At 75.2% G+C, this 19,537-nt stretch carries 18 protein-coding genes; 9 read left to right on the top strand and 9 right to left on the bottom strand.

Features of this window, described 5'->3' with window-relative positions:
* Window positions 1–145: 145 nt before the first annotated feature.
* The 3 genes from ACIO9K_RS24595 to ACIO9K_RS24585 are packed head-to-tail and all read left to right on the top strand — an operon-like array spanning window position 146 to window position 2,628.
* Window positions 146–793, top strand: coding sequence for a class I SAM-dependent methyltransferase (locus tag ACIO9K_RS24595; RefSeq protein WP_400333088.1), 648 nt, complete (start codon window positions 146–148; stop codon window positions 791–793).
* A 59-nt stretch (window positions 794–852) separates the two neighbouring features.
* Entirely contained in the window at window positions 853–1,530 is a 678-nt protein-coding gene (locus ACIO9K_RS24590; RefSeq protein ID WP_400333085.1) for a hypothetical protein, read from the top strand.
* Window positions 1,531–1,581: 51 nt separating this feature from the next.
* Window positions 1,582–2,628 carry a hypothetical protein gene (locus tag ACIO9K_RS24585; RefSeq protein ID WP_400333082.1) on the top strand — a complete coding sequence of 349 codons (1,047 nt, stop codon included), beginning with the start codon at window positions 1,582–1,584 and terminating at the stop codon, window positions 2,626–2,628.
* Here ACIO9K_RS24585 and ACIO9K_RS24580 read toward each other — a convergent pair.
* Entirely contained in the window at window positions 2,625–4,841 is a 2,217-nt protein-coding gene (locus ACIO9K_RS24580; RefSeq protein WP_400333079.1) for a hypothetical protein, read from the bottom strand. The two genes, ACIO9K_RS24585 and ACIO9K_RS24580, sit on opposite strands and share 4 nt — an antisense overlap.
* 372 nt (window positions 4,842–5,213) lie before the next feature.
* Between ACIO9K_RS24580 and ACIO9K_RS24575 the strand changes: the two genes are divergently transcribed.
* A complete protein-coding gene (locus ACIO9K_RS24575) occupies window positions 5,214–5,801 on the top strand; it encodes a TerD family protein (protein WP_350879397.1) in 588 nt (195 codons plus the stop codon).
* A gap of 63 nt (window positions 5,802–5,864) precedes the next feature.
* On the opposite strand, the gene ACIO9K_RS24570 is transcribed toward ACIO9K_RS24575, so the two are convergent.
* Both ACIO9K_RS24570 and ACIO9K_RS24565 read right to left on the bottom strand, forming a co-directional pair.
* On the bottom strand, window positions 5,865–7,526 hold the full coding sequence (locus tag ACIO9K_RS24570; protein ID WP_400333075.1) for an ABC transporter permease: 1,662 nt from the start codon (window positions 7,524–7,526) through the stop codon (window positions 5,865–5,867).
* Window positions 7,523–8,449, bottom strand: coding sequence for an ABC transporter ATP-binding protein (locus tag ACIO9K_RS24565; RefSeq protein ID WP_400333072.1), 927 nt, complete (start codon window positions 8,447–8,449; stop codon window positions 7,523–7,525). Before ACIO9K_RS24565 ends, ACIO9K_RS24570 begins: the two co-directional genes overlap by 4 nt.
* A gap of 95 nt (window positions 8,450–8,544) precedes the next feature.
* Between ACIO9K_RS24565 and ACIO9K_RS24560 the strand changes: the two genes are divergently transcribed.
* On the top strand, window positions 8,545–9,078 hold the full coding sequence (locus tag ACIO9K_RS24560) for a MarR family transcriptional regulator (protein ID WP_363617274.1): 534 nt from the start codon (window positions 8,545–8,547) through the stop codon (window positions 9,076–9,078).
* A 117-nt stretch (window positions 9,079–9,195) separates the two neighbouring features.
* Here ACIO9K_RS24560 and ACIO9K_RS24555 read toward each other — a convergent pair whose 3' ends face one another.
* The gene (locus ACIO9K_RS24555) at window positions 9,196–10,671 is read right to left on the bottom strand and encodes a lytic murein transglycosylase (RefSeq protein ID WP_400333068.1); all 1,476 of its coding nucleotides are present in this window, start codon (window positions 10,669–10,671) and stop codon (window positions 9,196–9,198) included.
* A gap of 673 nt (window positions 10,672–11,344) precedes the next feature.
* On the opposite strand from ACIO9K_RS24555, the gene ACIO9K_RS24550 reads away from it, so the two are divergent.
* Both ACIO9K_RS24550 and ACIO9K_RS24545 read left to right on the top strand, forming a co-directional pair.
* Window positions 11,345–11,728 (top strand): hypothetical protein, encoded by a 384-nt coding sequence (locus tag ACIO9K_RS24550; RefSeq protein ID WP_363587480.1) that lies wholly within the window; start codon window positions 11,345–11,347, stop codon window positions 11,726–11,728.
* Window positions 11,729–11,749: 21 nt separating this feature from the next.
* Entirely contained in the window at window positions 11,750–12,046 is a 297-nt protein-coding gene (locus ACIO9K_RS24545) for a hypothetical protein (protein WP_363587482.1), read from the top strand.
* 34 nt (window positions 12,047–12,080) lie between these two features.
* Here the strand turns inward: ACIO9K_RS24545 and ACIO9K_RS24540 are convergent, their stop codons facing one another.
* From ACIO9K_RS24540 to ACIO9K_RS24525, 4 genes are all read right to left on the bottom strand, one after another.
* Window positions 12,081–12,779 carry a DUF6585 family protein gene (locus ACIO9K_RS24540; RefSeq protein ID WP_363617270.1) on the bottom strand — a complete coding sequence of 233 codons (699 nt, stop codon included), beginning with the start codon at window positions 12,777–12,779 and terminating at the stop codon, window positions 12,081–12,083.
* A 242-nt stretch (window positions 12,780–13,021) separates the two neighbouring features.
* On the bottom strand, window positions 13,022–14,671 hold the full coding sequence (locus ACIO9K_RS24535; protein WP_400333063.1) for an alpha/beta hydrolase: 1,650 nt from the start codon (window positions 14,669–14,671) through the stop codon (window positions 13,022–13,024).
* 100 nt (window positions 14,672–14,771) lie between these two features.
* On the bottom strand, window positions 14,772–15,413 hold the full coding sequence (locus ACIO9K_RS24530; RefSeq protein WP_400333060.1) for an NAD(P)-dependent oxidoreductase: 642 nt from the start codon (window positions 15,411–15,413) through the stop codon (window positions 14,772–14,774).
* Between the two features lie 87 nt (window positions 15,414–15,500).
* A complete protein-coding gene (locus tag ACIO9K_RS24525; RefSeq protein ID WP_400333057.1) occupies window positions 15,501–16,430 on the bottom strand; it encodes an EamA family transporter in 930 nt (309 codons plus the stop codon).
* A 111-nt stretch (window positions 16,431–16,541) separates the two neighbouring features.
* Between ACIO9K_RS24525 and ACIO9K_RS24520 the strand changes: the two genes are divergently transcribed.
* Entirely contained in the window at window positions 16,542–17,045 is a 504-nt protein-coding gene (locus tag ACIO9K_RS24520; RefSeq protein WP_400333054.1) for a MarR family winged helix-turn-helix transcriptional regulator, read from the top strand.
* A gap of 39 nt (window positions 17,046–17,084) precedes the next feature.
* On the opposite strand, the gene ACIO9K_RS24515 is transcribed toward ACIO9K_RS24520, so the two are convergent.
* Window positions 17,085–17,960 (bottom strand): L-histidine N(alpha)-methyltransferase, encoded by an 876-nt coding sequence (locus tag ACIO9K_RS24515; protein WP_363617261.1) that lies wholly within the window; start codon window positions 17,958–17,960, stop codon window positions 17,085–17,087.
* Here ACIO9K_RS24515 and ACIO9K_RS24510 point away from each other — a divergent pair.
* Window positions 17,959–19,515, top strand: coding sequence for a PLP-dependent aminotransferase family protein (locus ACIO9K_RS24510; RefSeq protein ID WP_400333051.1), 1,557 nt, complete (start codon window positions 17,959–17,961; stop codon window positions 19,513–19,515). The genes ACIO9K_RS24515 and ACIO9K_RS24510 overlap by 2 nt on opposite strands.
* Window positions 19,516–19,537: the final 22 nt, after the last annotated feature.

Genomic DNA, 19,537 nt, shown 5'->3' with positions numbered 1-19,537 from the left:
CCCGCTCGCGTCACGACATCACAGATTGGACTGGACCAATATTCGCCGTCAAGGGTGTCCGCCCGCTGGACCGTTCCGGGCCGCCGACGCCCGGGCCCGGTAGGTTGACCGCTGCGGAGCAGGCCCGCCGAACGGAGGACTCGCGATGGACAGCCAGGACTGGGACGACCGCTACGCCGCGACCGAGCTGGTGTGGGGCGCCGAGCCCAACCGCTGGGTGGTCCGCGAACTGACCGGCCTCACCCCGGCCCACGCCCCCGGCCACGCCCTCGACCTGGCCGCCGGCGAAGGCCGCAACGCTATCTGGCTGGCCGGCCGGGGCTGGGAGGTCACCGGGCTGGACTACTCCGCCGTCGCCCTGGAACGTGCCGAGCGGCTCACCGCCGACCTGCCCGACGAGGTCGCCGACCGGCTCACCTGGCGGCACGGCGACGCCCGCACCTTCGAGGCCCCCGCCGCCGGCTACGACCTGATCCTGGTCGCCTACCTCCAGGTCCCCGCCCGGGACCGGCGGGCCGCGCTGCGCCGCGCCGCCGCCGCGCTCGCTCCCGGCGGCACCCTGCTGGTGGTCGGGCACGACCTGAGCAACCTCACCGAGGGCGTCGGCGGCCCGCAGGACCCGGCCGTGCTGTTCACCCCGGAGGACGTCCTCGCCGACCTCGCGGACCGCGGCCTGCGCACCGTCCGGGCCGAACGGGTGCACCGGACGGTCGGCCCGGAGCCCGGGCACAAGGGCGAGGGCGACGGCGTCGCGGTCGACGCGCTGGTGCGCCTGGAGCGGGGTGCCGAGTGACGGGGGACCGAGTGACGGGGCACCGAGTGGCGGGGGACCAGGTGACGGGGGGCCGAGAGATGGAGCACCGAGTGGCGGCGCGGCCGACCCGGCGCACCCTGCTCACCGGCCTGGCGATCGCCGCTCCGGTGCTGCTGGCGGGCTGCTCGGCCTCCTCCGGCAAGGCCGGCAAGAAGGCGGGCGAGGAGGCCGGCGCGGCCAGGGCGAGCGACGCGGGCGGCGAGGCCCTGGTGATGATCATCCGGCACGGCGAGAAGCCGGACGGCGGCCACCCGGGACTGGACGAGAACGGCGGCCACGACGGCAAGTCCCTCACCGAGCGCGGCTGGTCCCGCGCCCGGGCGCTGCCCACCCTGTTCGCCCCGCCCGCACCCGGCCTGCGCACCCCCGCCCGGATCCTCGCCGCCGCCGACCAGGGCCCACTGGCGGGGGCGCACCGGATGCGGCAGACCGTCACCCCGCTCGCCGCCAAGCTCGGGCTGACCGTCGACACCGGGTACGCCGAGTCCCAGGAGACCGCCCTGGCCGGCGCTGCCCTGGCCGGGCCCCGGCCGGTGCTGATCTGCTGGGAGCACTCGCGGATCCCGCGGATCGTCGAGGCGCTCGGCGCCGCCGGCAGCGGCGCACCCGCCACCTGGCCGGACCGCTTCGACCTGGTCTGGGTGTTCGCCCGCCCGGCCGGCGGGGCCTGGACCTTCCAGGAGGTCCGCCAGCACCTGCTGGACGGCGACGCCTGATCCGCCTGCGGGCGGACGCGATGTGACGAAGCGTCAACTAGCTTGTGGGTCATGAGGACTCGCACGTTCTTCGCCGCCGCGGCCGTCACGGCGCTGCTGCTGTCCGGCTGCGCCGAATCCGGCTCCGAGGACGGGCCGCAGCCCGGGCCGACCCGGGCCGGCGGCGCGCCGCCGACCGGGGGCGAGCGCCGGGCCGACGGCGCCGAGCTGCTCTACCGGGCCGAGGGCGGTCGCAGCGCCCAGAACCCCGCCTTCGCCCCGGACGGCCGCTCGGTGCTGCTGACCGAGTTCAGCGAGGGCTACAACAAGGGCGCCGCCGCCCTCGGGGTGCTGCCGCTGGACGGCGCCCGCGCGCCGCAGAAGGTCCTGGAGGATCCCGACAAGGCCGCCGTCAACCTCCCGGGCACCAGCTGGAACGCCGCCACCGGCGCCTTCACCTTCGCCACCGACCGGGAGTCCGGCCACGACGAGGTCTGGCTGATGACGCCCGGCGGCAGCCCCGAGCGGGTCACCCGGCACGAGGACGGCAGCGGCTACAGCGAGCCGAGCTTCTCCCCGGACGGCGCGTGGATCGTCTTCCAGCAGAGCTGGGAGCCGGAACACGCCGCCGTGCACGGCGACGACGCCGAACAGGACTCGCTCTGGAAGGTCCGCCGCGCCGGCGGCGCCCCCCTCCGGCTGGTCGACGGCAAGGGCACCGGCACCGACAACCGGCAGCCGAACTGGTCGCCCCGGGGCGACCGGATCGTCTTCCAGCGGCGCGCCGCCGGCGGCGAGAACTGGGCGCTGTGGACGGTCGGCGCGGACGGCACCGGCCTGCGCCAGGTCACCGACGTGCCGGGCGAGCACACCGACCCCACCTGGTCCCCGGACGGCCGGTACCTGGTGTTCTCCTCCAACCTCGGCGACCTGCCGAACGCCCAGGTCTTCGTGGTCGCGGCCGACGGCGGCCGCCCCGTCCGGGTGACCGGCGACGACGGCTCGTACGACGGCGCGCCGAGCTGGTCCCCGGACGGGAAGTGGATCGCCTTCGAGTCCGCCCCGGGCGGCGAGGCCAACCCCGCCGCCCTCTGGCGCATCCCCGCGCCCGCGCTCTAGCTCACCGTCACCGTCACCACCGAGTACTGCACGACGGTCAGCGGCACGCTGACCGTCGCTCCCGTGACGGTGTACGGGACGGGCTTGGGCGTCGGGTCGGTGCCGTCCGGGGTGGCGACGGTGACGGCCGTGACGGCGGCGCCGGCCGGGAGGGCGTAGGAGAGCGTGCAGTTGGCGGGCGTGGTGCGGAAGGCCGCCGGGGTGTCGCCGAAGTTGGTGAAGTTCACCAGGTGGACGACGGTGTCGTCGCCGAGCCGCCGCGCGTCCAGGAAGATCCGGCGGTCCCCGACCAGGGTGACGGCGGGCGGTGCGGACCGGCGGACGGGGGCGAGCAGTTGGTCGGCCGAGGCCTGGTCGGTCTTGGTGAGGTAGCTGAGCCCGGCCCGGTTGCGGACGTACCAGCAGGTGCCGCTGCCGTAGGCGTTCTGCTTGCCGGCCGGCAGCGGGCTGCCCCGGCGCAGCCCGAGCACGTCGGAGAGCGCGAACTCGGCGCGCTGGCCGCCCAGTTCGTCGAGCGCGGTGGGTGCCGGGCCGGTGATCACGATCGTCCCGCCGGCCGCGACGAAGCCCCGCAGCACGGCCGCCTCGGCGTCCGAGACCGCCTGGAGGTCGGGCAGCAGCAGCACCTTGAACCGGGCCAGGTCGGCGGCGGCCAGGCCGGGGCTGGGCACCGTGTCGAACGGGATGTGCGCGTACACCAGCGCCTTCACCGCGCCCCGGAACTCGCCCAGCCAGGGGACGGAGGCGCAGCTCTGCTCCGGGTCGTCGCCGCCCCACCAGTCGCTGATCCCGGCCGGCGCGGTCGCGTTGACGTACATCCCGATGCCCGCGCCCGGGCTGACGTAGTCCCGGGACGGGCTGGAGTGGTAGACGCCGACCTGGGCGGCCGAGGCGGCGTTGTAGAGCCGCTCCTGGTTGGTCCGGACGAAGCGGTACATCCGGGCGCGCATCGCCGCGTCCACGGTGTCGTTCTTGTACGGCGTCTTCACCTCGTAGGGGTTGCAGCCGGCCGCGATCAGCTGGGACATCACCAGCGAGGCGTCGTCGGCCTGCCAGCCGTAGGAGAATGCCCAGGCGGGCTTGGTGCCGCTGGCGCCGCGCGCGTACTTGTACATCGAGATGAGACAGACCCAGTCGGAGGCGGTGGCGTGTCGCATGCCGTCGTAGTTGCCGAGGATGTCCACCTCCCAGACCTGGCTGACGGCGCCCTCGGCCTGGCGCAGGTAGCCGCCGTCCAGGCCGATCGAGGTGGCGTAGCGGTAGTCCATCGAGACGGTCTCGACGAAGGTGACCAGGTCGGGGTTGACCGCGCGCCCGGCGGCGGCGATGTCGAGCTGGAACTGGAGCAGGTTGCGGTGGCGCCATTCGAGGTAGCGGCGGAACACCGGGTCGGTGAAGTCGGCGGCCTTGGGCAGGGCGAGGCCGCTGTCGGCCTTGAAGGCGGCCGCGCCCCAGGTGGAGGCGTCGCACCAGGAGAGCACGCCGTCGAAGTAGATCGGGACGTCCGGCCAGATGCCGTCCACGCCGGTGGCGGCCACGCCCTTGATCCGCTTGAGGTAGTAGTCCCGCCAGGGCGAGTTGGGGCTGAGCCAGACGCTCTCGTCGCCCGGGTCGACCCAGACCACCACGCTGCCGTAGAACACGTTGGGCTTTCCGGCGAGGTCGCGCTGGACCCAGGCGCCGCCCTGGTCGTTCTTGTAGAACGAGCGGCCCTTCTCGCCGCCGGGGGAGATCAGCTCCAGGGAGGGGTAGTACATGACGACCTTGAGGCCGGCGGCGTGCGCCAGGCCGGTGAAGGTCTTCACCTCGGCCATGTGGGCCGCGAACTCGGCGTCGGTGAGCCAGTTGGAGAGCAGGGTGTCGAGTTCGATGACGCTGACGTTCTGCGCCTTGAGGGCGTCGACGGCGCTCTGCATGTCGGCGGGCTCGTTGAAGGTGCCGTCGCCGACGCGGGCGAACCGGGCCCAGTCCGGCCAGGGTTGCGCCGTGGCGGCGCCGCCGCCGGGGAGGGTGGCGGGTGCGGGCACGGACTCCGGTACGGGCGCGGGCGCGGGTTCCGGGGCGGCGGCCCAGGCCTGGCCGCCGGGCAGCAGCCGGACGGCGGCGAGCGCGCCGCCGGTGCCCAGGCCGGCCCGCAGCAGGCGGCGGCGGCCGAGGCGCGAGGTGGTGGCGGCGGTGGCGGGTGCGGGCGGTGTTCCTTCGTGCTCGGACATGGTGGTCCCCCCAGCGTGGGTTGGCGGATCACGGGAACGTGCGCGGAACGCTCGGTGCGGCGGCGGCCGTTCTCCCGGTCGGCGGCGCCTCCGAGCCGACCCTAGTCCGCGGGCCGCCCGCCTGTTCGGCCCCTGCTCGCGGCTACGCCAGACGTCGGAATCGCCGGTTGCCAGGTTGGCCGAGCCGGATTGCGCGCCGCCCCGCGCAAGCTCCTCCCCGGGGCGCTTGACAGTGTGCAGACCGCCCCCGGTGGTGACGGCGGGGGGAGTGCGGGGTAGGGGTGCTGGGAGCGCGCCGGTCGGATGATCATAGATGTTCGACAGTGCTGTAGATTCACGGCACGGAGCGGCGGCAGGGACGAGGAGGGCACGATGAGCGTTTCGCTGGCCAAGGGGCAGAAGATCAGCCTGGAGAAGCCGGGCGGCGGTCAGCTGAGTGTGGTCCGGATGGGCCTGGGCTGGAAGGCCGCGCAGCCCAAGGGCTTCTTCGCCAAGCTGCTGGCCGCCGGTCGGGAGATCGACCTGGACGCCTCGGCGGTGCTGTTCTCCCAGGGGCGGCCGGTGGACGTGGTCTTCTTCCAGCACCTCAACAGCAATGACGGTTCCGTCCGGCACAGCGGCGACAACCTGGTCGGCGGCGCGGGCGACGCGACCGACGACGAGTCGATCACCGTCGACCTGACCAAGATGGCCGCCGAGGTCGACCAGATCCTCTTCACCGTCAACTCCTTCACCGGCCAGACCTTCCAGGAGGTCGAGGCGGCCTTCTGTCGGCTGGTCGACGAGCAGACGGGCGCCGAGCTGGCCCGGTACACGCTCACCGGGGGCGGCCCGTACACCGCGCAGATCATGGCCAAGGTGCAGCGCACGCCCGCCGGTTGGCAGATGACTGCGATCGGGCAGCCGGCCAGCGGGCGGACCTTCCAGGACCTGATGCCGGAGCTGGTCAAGCACCTGTGACCCGGTCAGGGGCCGGCCCGCCGTGGCCGGCCCCGTCCGCTTCCCCCGCCGCGGCCCCGGGAGTCAGCGCGTTTCGAGGTCGCGGCGCCGGAACCCGGCCAGCGCCAGGGCGATCAGGGCGGCCGCGACCAGGGTGAGCGCCGCGAGCGGCGTCCAGTCCATGGCGGCCGCCGGGAGCCGGGGCACCTGCCCGAACGGGGAGAGCCGGTCCAGGCCCGCCGGGAGCTTCAGCAGCGGGCCCAGGTAACCGATCACGAACGCGTACGCCGGCACCAGCCAGGCCAGCTGCGTCGCCCGGGGCAGCCAGCCGTACACGGCGGCGGCGAACCCCACCGTCACCCACTGGGCGGGCGCGAACGCCAGGGCCGCGCCGACCAGTCGCGGGAACGCGCCGGCGTCACCGGTGGACAGCGCCCCGGCCAGGCCGAAGCCCGTCCCCGCCGCGAGCAGCACCGCGGTCGAGCCCAGCAGCGCCGCCGCCAGGTGCCCGACCAGCCAACCGGACCGGGACACCCCGGTGGCCAGCACCGGCTCGGCCCGCCCGGCGCTCTCCTCGGCGCGCGGGCGCAGCGTCGCCAGCACCGCGTAGACCGCGCCGACCACCGCCACCACCAGCAGGGTCATCGCGGCGAAGGAGTCGCTGAGCGAGCGGCCGCCGAGCCGGGCGAGGGCCTCCTTCAGCTGGTCGACGTCCTTGACCATCGCGTCGGCGCCGCCCAGCAGTGACCCGTACATCGCGCCGAGCAGTAGCAGCGCGACCGCGAAGCCGCCCAGCAGGCCGCGGTGCAGGCGCAGGGCGAGGCCGAGCGGGGTCCCGAGGGCGGGACGGGCGGTGGGCGGCCCCGGGCGGGCGGCGCGCAGCCCGGCGCCCACGTCCCGTCGGGTGCTCAGTGCGAAGCCGGCCGCCCCGGTGACGGCGGCCAGGGCGAGCGCGGGCAGCAGCGGCCACCAGCGGTCGTCCACGAAGGGATAGCTGCGCTGGAGCCAGCCGATCGGGGAGGCCCAGGAGAGCCCGTTCGACCCGGCGTCCCCGGCCGCGCGCACCGCGTAGGCGGTGCCGAGCACTGCGAGGGCCAGCCCGGAGGCCGTCCGGGCGTGCGCGGTGACCTGGACGGCGACGGCGGCGACCGCCGCGAACAGCAGTCCGGCGGCGGTGGTCGCGGCCCCGAACAGCAGCGCGCCGCCGGTGCCGAGCCCGGGGACGCCGAGGGCGGGCAGCCCGGCGGCGAGCAGCAGGCCGAGCGCGAGGTCGGCGACGGCTGCGGCGCCGAGGGCGGCCGCGAGCTGGGCGTGCCGGCCGACGGCGGCGGAGCGGACCAGCTCGGCCCGCCCGCTCTCCTCCTCGGCCCGGGTGTGCCGGGTGACGGTCAGCACGCTCATCAGCCCGGCCAGCACCGCCAGCAGGCCGAGCAGCCGGTGGCCGAGCATGGCGCCCCAGGTGTAGTCGGCCAGGTAGTGCCCGGGGCCGGTCATGGCGAGGACGGCCGGGCCGGCGGAGGCGTGGGCGATCGAGGCGCGGTCGGCGGCGGTCGGGTAGAGGGTGTGCACGCTGTTGGCGCTGGCGAGGGTGAGCAGGCCGAGGCCGAGCACCCAGGCGGGGAGGCGGAGCCGGTCACGGCGCAGGGCGAAGCGGAGCAGCGTGGCGGTGCCGGCCAGGGTGGTGCGCGGGCGGGGCGGGCGCGGGGCCGTGGCGGGCGCGCTGGTCGCGGTGGTGGTGGCGGTCATCGGGCGGCCTCGCCGTCGACCGGGTGCCCGTTGGCGGCCAGCTCGTCGCCGTAGTGGCGCAGCATCAGCTCCTCCAGCGTGGGCGGGTGGCTGACCAGGCTGCGCAGCCCGGCCTCGCCGAGGCGGCGGACGGCGGCGTCGAGGTGGGCGCCGTCCACGGCGAAGCGCACCCGGGTGCCCTCGGTGCGGACGGCGTGCACGCCCTCCAGCGTCTCCAGCCCGGTGACGGGGCGGTGGGTCTCGGCCTCGACCGTGGTGCGGGTGAGGTGGCGCAGTTCGCCGAGGCTGCCGGTCTGCACCACCCGGCCGTGGCGGATGATGCTGACCCGGTCGCCGAGCTTCTCCACCTCGTCCAGGATGTGGCTGGACAGCAGGACGGTCCGCCCCTGCCGCCGGGCCTGGAGGACGACGTCCTGGAAGACCACCTCCATCAGCGGGTCGAGGCCGGAGGTCGGCTCGTCGAGCAGCAGCAGTTCGGCGTCGGAGGCGAGCGCGGCGATGATGGCGACCTTCTGCCGGTTGCCCTTGGAGTAGCTGCGGCCCTTCTTGGTGGGGTCGAGGTCGAAGCGCTCGATCAGCTCGTCGCGGCGGCGGCGGTCGAGCCGGCCGCGCAGCCGGGAGAGCAGGTCGATGGCCTCGCCGCCGGTGAGGTTGGGCCACAGTTCGACGTCGCCGGGGACGTAGGCGAGGCGGCGGTGCAGTTCGACGGCGTCGTGCCAGGGGTCCTTGCCGAGCAGCCGGGCGCTGCCGCCGTCGGCGCGCAGCAGACCGAGGAGCACCCGGATGGCGGTGGACTTCCCGGCGCCGTTGGGCCCCAGGAATCCGTGCACCTCGCCGGTCTCGACGGTGAGGTCGAGGCCGTCCAGCGCGGTGGTCCGGCCGAAGGTCTTGCGGAGGCCGGTCAGAGCGATTGCCTTCGTCATGCTGCTGAAGCTACCGTAGTTTCAGAAAAACGTGAATATTGGGAAGGCGTTAAAGTTCAGTCGAGTTGTTGATCACCGGAGAGGGGAAGGCGCGCGTGGTGGAGCGGGAAGCGGAGAAGGAGCGCGACGAGCAGGCGGTGTCGGACTTCGTCGAACGGTTCGCGGCCGAGCTGGTGGCCGCGGGCATGGGCCGGATGCCGGCCCGGCTCTTCTCCTGCCTGATGGCCGAGGAGAGCGGCGTCCTGACCTCCGCCGAGCTCTCCGAACGGCTGCGGATCAGCCCGGCCGCGGTGTCCGGCGGGATGCGTTACCTCACCCAGATCGGCCTGGCCGCCAAGGAGCGCGAGCCGGGCTCGCGGCGCGACCGCTACCGGGTGCTGAACGACGTCTGGTTCGAGTCGCTGACCCGGCGCGACGAGTACCTGCTGCGCTGGGTGCGGGTGCTCAGGGAGGGCGAGGCCACCGTCGGCGCGGGCACCGTCGCGGGGGAGCGGCTGGCGGAGAGCGCGGCCTTCTTCGCGTTCATGGTGGACGAACTGCACGGGATGCTCGCGCGGTGGCGGGTGCACCGGGCGGCGCTGGGGCCAGGGGCGTTGCCCGGGGCCGGGGCCGGGTCGGATCCGGCGTAGGTCTCGGTCCAGCTCTCGGTCTCGGGCTCGGTCTCGGTCTCGGAAGCTTGGCGGGGCGGGGCGGGGAACGCGGAAGGCCCGCACCAGGGGTGCGGGCCGTCGGCGGATGGGGCGGTGTCAGCGGGTCGGCGGGGCGGCCGAGGGGGAGAGGCCCGCGCTGGGGGTCGTGCTCGGGGCGGCGGAGGAGGGGGTGCCGCCCGGGGTGGGAGTGCCACCGGGGGTCGGCGTCGCCGTGGCGCACCCGGGGGCGGCCGGGGTGCCGGACGGCGTGCCGGTCGGGGTGGCCGTCGGGGACGGGCTGCCCGTCGGGGTGGTCGTGGCCGTCGGGCTCGGGCAGTCGGTGGGCGTTCCGGTCGGCGTCGTGGTCGGCGTCGTGGTGGGGGTGCCGGACGGCGTGCCGGTCGGGGTGGCCGTCGAGGACGGGGTGCCGGAGGGGGTGCCCGACGGAGTGGTCGACGGCGTGGCCGGCGGGGTCGACGGCGGCGTGCTGCTGGGCGTGCCCGTCGAGGGGGTGCTCGGGTCCGTCGTCGGCTGCGCGGAGGAGGACGGCGTCGGGGCCGGCGAGGTCGGCTGCGCGCTCGGCGAGGGCTGCCCGCCCGGGGTCGGGGTGGTCCCGGGGGCGCTCGGCGTCCCGGGGGTGGCGCCAGGAGTCGTCCCGGTCGGCGGCAGCAGCGGCGCGAGCGGCAGCAGCGGGGAGGGCAGCGAGGCCGGCGGGGTCGAGGAGGCCGGGCGGTTCGGCACGGTGGTGACGCTGCCGCTGCCGTAGTGCGCCATCCAGTTGCGGACCGTCCGCAGGTACTCGCCCGAGTTGTTGTAGCTGAGGATCGCCCGGTCGAGCTGCGCCGGGTCGGCGAGGTCGCGCCCGCCCGCGCACAGGTAGCGGGCGGCGCTCTCGGCGGCGTCGAAGATGTTGTTCGGGTCGGCCTTGCCGTCGCCGTTGGCGTCCGTGCCCCAGGTCGCCCAGGTGGAGGGGATGAACTGCATCGGCCCGACGGCGCGGTCCCAGCGCGCGTCGCCGTCGTAGCGCCCGCCGTCGCTGTCGGGTATCGCGGCGAAGCCGTTGCCGTCCAGCGCCGGACCGAGGATCGGGGTGAGGGTCGTCCCCGTCGCGTCCACCTGGCCGCCGTTGGCCTGGCCGGATTCGACCTGGCCGATCGCGGCCAGCAGTTGCCACGGCAGGTGGCAGCCGGGCGAGCGCTGTGCGGCCGAGGCCTCGGCCTGGCGGTAGGCGGCGAGCACGGTCGCGGGCAGGGCCGGTCCGGTGGCGGCGAAGGGGCCGGCGGCGGGCGCGCCGGGCACCGTGCCGGGCGGCTGCGGCAGTTGGACGGTGCCGCCGCCGTCGGCCGGGACGCCGGTGCCGAAGGCGCTGCCGGCGCCGCCGGTCGGGCTGCCGCCGGCCGGTGAGCCGGGCTGGGAGGCGGAGGCGTCCGGCGACGTGACGGCGTCGGCGGCCGCGACCGGGGCGAGCCCGAAGCCCGTCACCTGGGAGCCCGTCAGTGCGGCGAGTGCGGTGAAGGCCGCAGCCGTCCCCGTGACCCGCTTGCCGAGCCGCAGCCCGCGCCCGCCCTGCACCTTGCCGAACCTCGCCGTCATACCGTGCCCCTCCCCGTAGCCGTCCCGACCCTGCCGGAACGGATGAACCGTCGTCATCGTGCCTGCCGCCGGACGGCGGCTCCCGCCGTCGCAACGATTAGTATCACGACGGTCTGACGCGACAGGGGCGGCCGGAGGTTGCCGCGGCCCGGCGCCGACGTCGAACACCGCAGGTCAGCAGGGGTGGGGGAATGCCCGCTCGGGATCGGGCCGGGGCCCGATCCGCGTCGCGGCCAGGCTGGTCGACGGCCCGGCCGGGTAAGCGAGTTGGGGCGTGTGCGCGTCCGCCACGGGTTCCGTCCGCGGGCCCGGTGGCGGCACCGGAGGGCTGTGTGGGTCGAGCGTCGGCGGTATCTCCCGTTTCTGCCAAGGGAGTTGGCCGGGGGCGTGCCGGTGGTGGGCCGGGCGTGCAGGGGCCCGGACCGGCGGTCCGGGGCGCGGGGGTGGTGCGTGCGCGTCGTTCCGGGCTCCCCGGCGGCGCCCGCCGCTGACCCTCCTGACCTGCGTGGATGTCCGCCGCCGGGCGGGCGTTTCCCTACCAGGGCGGGCGTGCGGACACCAGGGGGCGGCCCCAACTCGCCTCTGGACGGGTGACGTTCTGGTGAAAAGGGCATGCCAGGAATCTCCGCCCGGCATGCTGTGCCCCGTGACCATGCGGATGGAGGCCCGGACTGTGAGCGCGAACCTGCCCGAGACCGTCGCCGAGGGAGCGGTCGTCCTTCCGGCCCCCCCTCGGGCGGTCGACGACCTGGCCCGCGACCTGACCCAGGCCGCGGCCGCCGTCCGGGCGGTCTCGCGGGTCGCCCGCAGCGGTGGGGACCTCGCCGTCGCCGCGTACACCGCGGTGGTGTGCACCGGGCGTTCGGCCGCCCGCGTACTGGAGGAGGCCGCCGCCTGGTGCCGGCAGGCCCCCGGGGCCGAGGTGCACTCGCTCGCCTGGGCCCGGGTGCCGGGGCACCGCGAGGACGTGGACGAGTACCGCGTCACCCTCGCCGTCAGCTTTCCCGACGACGAGACCGGCGAGCACCTCGGCGACACCCATCGCGCCCGCCGGTGAGGAATCCGTAGGATGATCCCCATGGGTGATGGGGACACGAAGCAGCTGACGGGCGACCAGGCGCAGGACGCGACGGACGACGGCCCGCGAGAGCTCTCGCGGGCCGCCGCCGTGGCCGTGACGGTGCTCGCCGCCCTCTGCGGCGCCGCCGTCCTGCTGGCCGTCTTCCACTGGCTGGGCTGGAGCGTCCCCTGGGTCGGCTGGATCGTCGCCAAGGCCGGCATCAAGCTCGCCGTCGGGGGCTTCGCCGGGCTCGCCGCCGCCTTCGCCTGGCTCCGGTCGCGGCTGGGGCGTGCGGCGAGCGACTCGCGGTCCTGACGGCGATCCAGGGCCTGTCCGGGCCGGCCGTGCGTCAGCCGGAACGGCCCAGCAGCATCATGAAGAGCGCGTAGTTCGGGATCCGGCTGACCGCGGTGTTCGACAGCGAGAGGAACCTGCCGTCCTTCTTGACCACCAGGTAGCCGTTGACCACGCTGATCGACTTGATGTCGGACCAGGGCACCAGACCGCGCTTCACCGTGCGCAGACCGGCCGAGCTGACCAGCAGGTCGCCGAAGGCCAGTTCCCCTCCGTCCGCCAGCGAGGCCCGGGCCCCGGACAGCTGGGTGGCCGCGACGTAGTGCGCGGCGACCTCGCCCAGTTCCGCCCACCTGCCCAGCTGGGTGCCCCTGTCTCCGCCGCTGAGCTTGGCGCGCCGGGGGTCGCGGTACTTGCCGTCGATCGTGAACGTCTCCCCGTCGTCCCGGATGAACCGGTAGGAGAAGTCCGTTTCGGTGTAGATGTTGTGCGAGTAGTGGGCGACGGTCGCCTGCATCACGGTCGAGACCTCGTCCCAGCGGAAGACCGTGAGCTCCAGGCCCCCGCCCTCGTGCACCAGGCCGTGGTCGAAGTGGTAGACCCGGAGCTTCTCCTCGTCGCGCGGCTTGCCGAACAGCCGTGTCTTCGTCAGCACCAGGAAGCACTGGCGCAGCAGGCCGAGGCCGGCCTGCTGCGCCTGCTCGGCCACTGCGGCGGTGATCTGGGTATCCGTGGTCTCGACGACCTTCACCATGGGCTCGCTCCTGTGTAAGGCGACTACGGCCATGGCAGTATTCCCCGGAGCCGGGGGACGTGAGGCACAACAGCGGCCGCCCGCTCGGGCTTTCGCAGTCTTTCGGCCAGTCGCGGGCCGCCTGCTGGACGAACGCGCCCCGAGGGGCGCCGGCACGGCGGGGCGTCGACCCGTGACGGTCGGCGCCCCGCCGTGCCTCACCCGACGCGCGCCCCGACGGCCGCGGTCGAGCGGCCGGGCACTCAACCCGCCTGCGGGGTGGGGCAGACGAGGTCGCGCTCGGGGGCGCGGCCGCCCAGCAGGTAGCTCTCGACGACGTCGGTGACGCAGGAGTTGGCGGTGGGGTACTGGCCGTGGTCGCCGCTCCCGGTGACGGTCACCAGCTTGGAGCCGCGCAGCGCGCGGTGCGCGCCGAGCGCGGCCTCGTAGTACGTCGCCGGGTCGTGCACCGAGTTGAGCATCAGCACCGTCGGCAGGTGGGCGCCGGTCACCTTGACCTTGGGGGCGGGCGCGGTCGGCCAGGCCGCGCAGACCGCGCTGAAGGCCAGCGTGCGCGCGCCCGCCAGCGGGTAGCGCGCGGTGTTCTCCGCGCCGCGCTGGACCCAGGTGTCCATGTCCTTGGTCCACGGGGTGTCGTTGCAGGTCACCGAGAAGTACTCGGCGAGGAACTCCGGGCTGAGGTACTGGCCGAACAGCCGCCCGGCCATCGTCCTGGCCGCGGGGCCGGCCCCCTGCCAGTCGTCGACGGCGGTCAGGGCCTGGGCGAGGAAGGGGAAGGTGTCCCGCTCGTAGATCGCGCTGATCGCGCCGTTGTCCAGCTGGTTCGGGCCGATCGTCAGGGAGCCGTCGACGATGGGCTGGTCGTGCAGCGCGGCGCGCCGTTGCTCCCAGTGCGCCTGCACCTCCTCGGGGGTGGAGCCCCAGTGGTAGGTGGCGTCGCGGGCCGCCAGCCACGGCACGAAGTCCTCGTCGAAGCGGCGCTGGAAGCTCATCGGCTGGCCCAGTTCGAACTTCTCCCAGGTGCCGTCGAAGCCGATGTTGCTGTCCAGGATCATCCGCTCGACCCGGTGCGGGAAGAGCGTCCCGTAGTAGGCCCCGATCATCGAGGCGTAGGAGGGGCCGAAGTAGCTGAGCTTCTGCTCGCCGAGCAGGCCGCGGAACAGGTCGATGTCGTGGGCGGTCTGCTCGGTGTTCAGGTAGGGCAGCAGGTCGCCCGTGCGCTCCTGGCAACTGGCGGCCAGCTTCTTGGAGTTGGCGACCACCCGGTCGATCGCCGCCGGGGACTGGTCGCGGAAGTCGCCGGCCAGGAAGTCCTGGAACTCCTCCGGCGTCTGGCACACGGCCCGGGTGCTCTCGCCGACCCCGCGCTGGTCGAAGCCCACGATGTCGTACGCGGCGCCGACGGCCGGGGCGGCCGTGGCCAGGTTCGCCGGGCGCAGCAGGCCCGACGCGCCGGGGCCGCCGGCGGCCATCAGCAGCGTGCCCTTGCGCTTGGCCGGGTCGCCGGCGCGGTGCCGGGAGACGGCGATCGTCACGTCGGCGCCGGCGTCGGCGTGGTGCCAGTCGCGCGGGGCGGTCATGGTGGCGCAGTCAAGCGCCGGCTGCTTGGCGCAGGGCTGCCAGGCGAGGGCCTGGTGGGTGTAGCGGGCGGGGGCGACCTCGGCGTCGCCCGGGTTCCGGCCGGCGTCCGGGGCGGCGCTGGCGGTGGCCGGCGCGGCGAGGCCGGCCAGGACGGCGGCGGCGACGGCCAGGGCGGCGCGCCGGGTGCGGGAGGCGGTGGCGCCGGCCGCCGGGGTGTGCGAGGCGGTGGTGTGCGAGGCGGTGGTGTTCGGCGCGGTGGTGTTCGGCGTGATGGGGTGCGAGGCCGTGGTGTTCGATGCGTTGGTGTTCACGGGAATGATCCTGTCCGAGCTCGCCCTGACGGTCGATCATGCGGGGTTCCGTGTCCGGGGTGGTGCTGGGTACACCCCGGACACGGAGGATCGCCCCAGGTCAGTAGGCGGCGGTGAAGCGGGTGCGGCGGTGCGCGGGCTGCTCGGCCTCGTCGAGAAGGGCGACGGCGAGGTCCTCCATGGAGATCACCGAGGCTCCCTCGGCGTCCACCAGCAGTTCGTCCCGTCCGAGCCGGAAGCGGCCGGTGCGCTCGCCGGGTTCGAGCAGGGCGGCGGGGCTCAGGTAGGTCCAGTCGACGTCCGGGTCGGCGGCGCGGTAGAGGTCGAGCTGCTCGCGGCAGGCCCGGGCGATCGGCCGGAGCTCGGCGGGGAAGCCGGGGTCGTCGGCGAGGGCCGTCCCGCCGCGGCCGGGGAGGGCGAGGCTGCCCGCGCCGCCGACGGCCATCAGACGCACGCCCGTTCCGGCGAGACCGGCCAGCAGGCCCCGGGTGGCGGCGGACAGCTCGTGCTCGCTGCCGGGCGCCGGGCGGGTGGCGGTGATCACCAGGTCCTGCCCGGCGGCGAGGCGGGCGACGTCCTCGGGGTCACGGGCGTCGCCGACACCGAGGGCGACGGCGGCCGGCAGACCGTGCGGTTTGGCGGGGTCGCGCAGGACGGCGGTGATCCGGTGGCGGCGGGCGAGCGCCTCGGTCACCACCCGGCTGCCGACGTTGCCGGTGGCGCCGAACACGGTGATGTGCATGGAGGTTCTCCTGGTGCGGTGGGTGCCAGCGGCTGCTGGGCGGGGATCGGGGAGTGCGGGAGGGGCTTCGGCGGAGACGAGGCGGGGTCAGGCGTTCTCGCGGACGGGCGGTGCGGAGGCGGGGGCGGCCGGAGCGGAGGGCGCGGAGGGCGCGGTGGTGCCGGGGCGGCGCCGGGTCTGGGCCGCGATCAGCGAGCCGAGGACGATCAGTGCGCCGAGCGCCTGGAGCGGGCTGAGGTCCTGCCCGAGGGCCAGCCAGCCGATCGCGGTGGCGACCACCGGGCTGAGCAGCGAGAGGAAGGAGACCGAGGTCGGCGGCAGTGCCCGGATCCCGCGGAACCAGAGCGCGTACGTGAGCGCCGCGCCGATCAGGCTGAGGTAGCCGTAACCGAGCAGGTTGCCGCCGGTGAGGTGGGACGGCGGGGCGCCCTCGACGAACAGTGCGACCGGCACCAGCAGCAGTCCGCCGGCGGTGAGCTGCCAGCCGGTGGTGGCGAGCAGCGGGGCGGGGGAGACCCAGCGCTTGGAGAGGACGACGCCGGTGGCCATGACGACCGCGCCGACGAACGCGGCGGCCACGCCGACGGCGTCCAGCTGGGCGTCGGCCCGCAGGACCAGCAGGCTGACGCCCGCGATCCCCGCGATGCCGCAGATCACCGTCCGCGGCGTGAGCCGGTCGCCGAGCAGCGCGGCCGAGAGTCCGGCGGTGATCAGCGGCTGGACGGCGCCGACGGTGGCGGCGACCCCGCCGGGGAGGCGGTAGGCGGCTATGAAGAGGAGGGCGAGGAAGGCGCCGATGTTCAGCGCGCCGAGGACCAGTGCGCGCCACCACCAGCTGCCCTTCGGCAGCCGGCGGGTGACGGCGATCAGCAGCAGCCCCGCGGGCAGGGCCCGGAGGACGGCTGCGAGGAGCGGACGGTGGGGCGGGAGCAGTTCGGTGGTGACGATGTACGTCGACCCCCAGACGGCGGGGGCCGTCGCCGTCACCAGCACGATTCCGAGGCGATTTCTTAGCACTAAGCAAATGTATCTCAGCGCTAAGGTATCTCTCACCGCTTTGGCGGGGTGACGTGGCTCACAGTTACCTCATCGCTAAGGAATCCCGACGGGATCCCCTACCCTGAACCTGTGGCAGATGCAGATCATGTGGACCGAGTAGTCGCGCAATGGGCCGTCGAGCGCCCCGACCTGGACGTCTCTCCGATGGAGGTGTTCGGCCGGCTCAAGCGCCTCTACCGCCTGGTGGACGCGGAGCTCAACCGGACCTTCGGCGAACACGGCCTGGACGCCGCCTCCTTCGACGTCCTCGCCACCCTCAAGCGCAGCGGCCCGCCCTACCGCCTCACCCCCACCGGGCTGATGCAGTCCGCCATGGTCACCTCCGGCGCCATCACCCAGCGCCTCGACCGTCTGGAGGCCCGCGGCCTGGTCACCCGCACCCAGAGTGACCAGGACGGCCGCAGCCGCGTGGTCGCGCTCACCCCCGAGGGCCACGCCCTGATCGACCGCGCCCTCCCCGACCACCTCGCCACCGAGCGCGCCCTCCTCGCCGGCCTCGACGACCCCGGGACCGCCGCCCTCGTCGACGCCATGCGCACCCTCCTGGCCGTCCTCGGCGACAGCCCGGAGTGAGCGGGCGGACGCGCGGGCGGACCTCCCCGCCCGACCGGCCTACGGGTTGACCGCCACCGCCTTGAAGAAGGTGTAGTGGAACGTCCCGCCCGGCTCGGCCGTGCGGCGCAGTTCGGCGATGCCGTGGTCGAAGGCGTCGGGGGTGGTCAGACCGGCGGCCAGCGCCTCGGCGCGGACGGCCTCGACCATCGCGACGAAGGTGCGCCGGGTGAAGCCCTCGACCAGGGCGGGGCGGGCGCCGTCGGCGTGGACGGTGCGGGGGCGGACGGCCACGTCCCGGAAGCCGGCCTCGGTCAGGAGCGGGTACAGGCGGCGCCCGAGCAGGGCGTCACCGCCGGCCGCCGCCTGGAGCCGCACCAGCAGGTCGACCGCGTCGCGGGCCGCCGGGCCCTGCGGGTGGAAGAAGGCCGAGCCGTGGTCGCCCTCGATCACCGTGATCGTGCCGCCCGGCCGCAGCACCCGCCGCAGCGCGGTCAGCGCGGCCACCGGGTCGGCCAGGTGCTCCAGCACGAAACACACGAAGACGTGGTCGAAGGAGCCGTCCGGGAAGGGGAGTCGGTGCAGGTCGCCGTGGTGCCAGGTGACCCGCGCGGTGGGCGCCTCGGCCGCCACCCGGGCCCGGGCCCGCGCCAGCGACTCCGCGGAGACGTCCACCGCCGTCAGCAGCACGCCGGGGCAGGCGGCCAGCAGGTGCGCGGTCTGCGCCCCCACCCCGCAGCCCGCCTCCAGCACCCGGCTGCCCGCCGGGTACGCGGTGCCCGCGTGCAGTAGCTCGGCGAGGGTGTCCGCCTGGTCGCCGAGCCGTTGCGCCTCGGTCTCCGAGTAGCCGTGGACGTAACCCGGGGCGTAGTCGGGGCCGGGGCCGGGGTCTGCGGCGTCCTGCCGGTCGTTCAGTGATGCCGTTTCCGTGGTCATGGCCCCACCCTCGCGCCACAATGGCCCGGTGAACAGGTCCAAAGAAGCGCCGGACGGCAGGTCCAAACAGGCGGACCCGGGCGCCGACTTCCTCCAGCTCGACACCGCCGACGCCCCGCCCGGCGGCCTGACCGGCTGGATCGCCCGCCGGGTGCGCGAGGCCATCGCCGACGGCCGTCTCCCCACGGGCAGCCGGCTGCCCGCCACCCGGGGGCTGGCGGCCGAACTCGGCGTCTCCCGGGGAGTGGTGACCGACGCCTACCGGCGGCTGGCCGAGGAGGGCCAGATCGCCGGCCGGGGCAGGGGCGGCACCGTCGTCGTCGCGGTCCCGGCGCCGCCCGCGCCCCCGTGGTCGGCCACATCTCCGTTGTCGGACACGGCCCCGGCCCCGGCCTCGTCGCGCGCCCGGCCGGAGCCCGTCCTGTTCCACGCCGACCCCGACCCCGAGGTGTTCGACCTGCTGCGCGGCACGCCCGCCCGGATCGACCTCACCCCCGGTGTGCCCGACCTCGCCGCCTTCCCCCGCGCCGCCTGGCTGCGCGCCGAACGCGCCGTCCTCGACGGCCTCGCCGCCGCGGACCTCGGCTACGGAGACGTCCGCGGCACCCCCGCACTGCGCCAGGCCGTCGCCCACTGGCTGGCCCGCAACCGGGGCATCCGCGCCGACCCGGACGAGGTGCTGATCGTCGCCGGGACGGCCCAGGCCCTCGCCCTGCTCGGCCGGGCGCTCGGCCGGGTGGGCGTCACCGAGGTCGCCGTCGAGGACCCGGGCTCGCTCGGCGCCCGCCAGCACCTCGCCCACTGGCTCGCCGCGACCCCGCCCGTCCCGGTCGACGCCGAGGGCGTCCGGGTCGACGCGCTGCGCGCCACCGGCGCCCCGGCCGTCCTGCTCACCCCGGCCCACCAGTACCCGACCGGGGTCGTCCTCGGCGGCGAGCGGCGGCGCGAACTGCTGCGCTGGGCGGGCGAGGGCGGCCTGGTCATCGAGGACGACTACGACGCCGAGCACCGCTACGACCGCCCGCCCGTCCCCGCGCTGCGCGCCGCCCTGCCGGAGCAGGTCTGCTACGCGGGCAGCATCTCCAAGCTGCTCGCCCCCGCGCTGCGCACCGGCTGGCTGCTGGTGCCGCCGCGGCTGCGCGAGGCCGTCCTGGAGGCCAAGCGGTTCGCCGACCTGGGCAACCCGGTGCTGCCGCAGCTGGTGCTGGCCCGGCTGATGGAGTCCGGCGAACTCGACCGCCACCTACGGCTGTTGCGCCACCGCCACCGCCGCCGACGGGACGCGATGATCGCCGCCGTCCACGCCCACCTCCCCGGCGCCACCGTCCACGGCGCGGCGGCCGGCCTGCACCTGATGCTCACCCTGCCGACCGGGGCCCGCTGCACGGACACCGAACTGGCCACGGCGGCGCTCGCCGAGGGCGTCAAGGTGCAGCCGCTGTCCTGGCACGCGCGCCTGCCGTACCCGCCGGGGCTGGTGCTCGGCTACGCGGCGGGTGCGCCGGGGGAGATCGCGGAGGGGATCGCCGTCCTGGGGCGGTTGCTGCGCCGGTAGGGCTGCTGAGGGCGTCCGGCGC

This window comes from Kitasatospora sp. NPDC087271 (assembly GCF_044744605.1).
GTDB lineage: Bacteria > Actinomycetota > Actinomycetes > Streptomycetales > Streptomycetaceae > Kitasatospora.
Note: the sequence above shows the minus strand (reverse complement) of the source record. Positions and strands in the feature narration are given on the sequence as shown.

What these genes read in the sequence shown, in the direction of transcription:
- ACIO9K_RS24595 (WP_400333088.1), top strand. Translation starts at nt 146, where the DNA reads ATGGACAGCCAGGACTGGGACGACCGCTACGCCGCGACCGAGCTGGTG.
- ACIO9K_RS24590 (WP_400333085.1), top strand. Translation starts at nt 853, where the DNA reads ATGGAGCACCGAGTGGCGGCGCGGCCGACCCGGCGCACCCTGCTCACC.
- ACIO9K_RS24585 (WP_400333082.1), top strand. Translation starts at nt 1,582, where the DNA reads ATGAGGACTCGCACGTTCTTCGCCGCCGCGGCCGTCACGGCGCTGCTG.
- ACIO9K_RS24580 (WP_400333079.1), bottom strand. Translation starts at nt 4,841, where the DNA reads ATGTCCGAGCACGAAGGAACACCGCCCGCACCCGCCACCGCCGCCACC.
- ACIO9K_RS24575 (WP_350879397.1), top strand. Translation starts at nt 5,214, where the DNA reads ATGAGCGTTTCGCTGGCCAAGGGGCAGAAGATCAGCCTGGAGAAGCCG.
- ACIO9K_RS24570 (WP_400333075.1), bottom strand. Translation starts at nt 7,526, where the DNA reads ATGACCGCCACCACCACCGCGACCAGCGCGCCCGCCACGGCCCCGCGC.
- ACIO9K_RS24565 (WP_400333072.1), bottom strand. Translation starts at nt 8,449, where the DNA reads ATGACGAAGGCAATCGCTCTGACCGGCCTCCGCAAGACCTTCGGCCGG.
- ACIO9K_RS24555 (WP_400333068.1), bottom strand. Translation starts at nt 10,671, where the DNA reads ATGACGGCGAGGTTCGGCAAGGTGCAGGGCGGGCGCGGGCTGCGGCTC.
- ACIO9K_RS24545 (WP_363587482.1), top strand. Translation starts at nt 11,750, where the DNA reads ATGGGTGATGGGGACACGAAGCAGCTGACGGGCGACCAGGCGCAGGAC.
- ACIO9K_RS24540 (WP_363617270.1), bottom strand. Translation starts at nt 12,779, where the DNA reads ATGGTGAAGGTCGTCGAGACCACGGATACCCAGATCACCGCCGCAGTG.
- ACIO9K_RS24530 (WP_400333060.1), bottom strand. Translation starts at nt 15,413, where the DNA reads ATGCACATCACCGTGTTCGGCGCCACCGGCAACGTCGGCAGCCGGGTG.
- ACIO9K_RS24510 (WP_400333051.1), top strand. Translation starts at nt 17,959, where the DNA reads ATGGCCCCACCCTCGCGCCACAATGGCCCGGTGAACAGGTCCAAAGAA.
- ACIO9K_RS24515 (WP_363617261.1), bottom strand. Translation starts at nt 17,960, where the DNA reads ATGACCACGGAAACGGCATCACTGAACGACCGGCAGGACGCCGCAGAC.